Source organism: Viridibacterium curvum (genome assembly GCF_039544165.1).
Classification (GTDB): Bacteria; Pseudomonadota; Gammaproteobacteria; order Burkholderiales; family Rhodocyclaceae; genus Viridibacterium; species Viridibacterium curvum.
Map to the genome: position 1 here is coordinate 1 of NZ_BAABLD010000012.1, position 1,070 is coordinate 1,070.

At 54.1% G+C, this 1,070-nt stretch carries 1 protein-coding gene; it reads right to left on the minus strand.

What is annotated here, in order from left to right; genetic code table 11:
• Positions 1–386 precede the first annotated feature (386 nt).
• Entirely contained in the window at positions 387–950 is a 564-nt protein-coding gene (locus tag ABEA02_RS15320; protein WP_425584684.1) for a DUF3885 domain-containing protein, read from the minus strand.
• Between the last annotated feature and the right edge of the window lie 120 nt (positions 951–1,070).

The following is a 1,070-nucleotide window of genomic DNA, read 5'->3' on the forward strand; positions in this document are numbered from 1 at the left end:
GCTTTGCTCGTCGCAATCATCTCGGCCACTGAAGCAGCCCGTGCCGCCACAGTGTTGTGTGCCTTTGCTCGCGGCGTGAGCCGCCTGGACTATAGAGCGCTCCTGCCCCGCGAAGCTGACCGATGAAGCCAGTGAATTTTTGATTGTTTGCTTGCACGATTGAAACTGCGCCAGAGCGATGAACGACCAACTGTTTCTCGTGCGCGGACAAGCCATCCTTGTCGTGCCAGATCGTCCGTGACTCAAACTCATCCCGAACGTTCGAACCCTCAAACCCCGCGTGCGATTGCGCCAAAGAAAGTGCGGAAGAGGGCCTTGAAAAATGGTGCNATCAGGGGATGCCAGCTTGCTGGCAGTCCCCTGGATTGAATGGTTAGCCGACGACTTCACAGCCCATCTGCCCTTGCGGAGAGCCATTTTGCAAAGCGGCTGCGCGCCACGGGAACGTCTTGGGCGGAAGGGAAGAATAAATCAGCGCCTCCATCGTATGGAGCGTAGATGCTTCGAGTTGCAGTATTTGCAAACAAGATAGACCCGGTTTGATCGTTGGCGCAGGCAACAATCAGATCGTTGAACTTTTCTTTTTTCCAGATGATGCGAAGGGCAAAGAATTGATACTCATCTTCGCCATCTTCATCGTAGAAAGACATCACGTGCTCGGGAACGCCTCGCAGAGGTGGAAGGCCCGCAGAGGTAAATGCTTTCTCTTCACCATATCGTGTGAAGAATAAAACGCATTCAGATTCTTTGCCCAAGGTGTATTCGGCAACAGCGTTTTGGCGAGCGAGCATTTCAGAATATTCTTGTTCAGACTCAGGATATCGCTTGGACTCCGGAAGACTATGAATGCGCACCCAGCATTCAGATAACACTCTGCGGCATAGGTAACCCGCCGGGAGGGCTGAGCCAAATCCCAATCGCCATTCTTCACTGATCGTAGGTGTAGGCATTCGACGGCTAACGTGGAAGTGAGGGGCAGCCGGAGCGCGTAGCGCGGAGGGAACCAACAAGCGCAGCTTGTTGGCTGTCCCGCTCGACTGCAGGGTTAGGCATCTGGCCAAACGTGGACA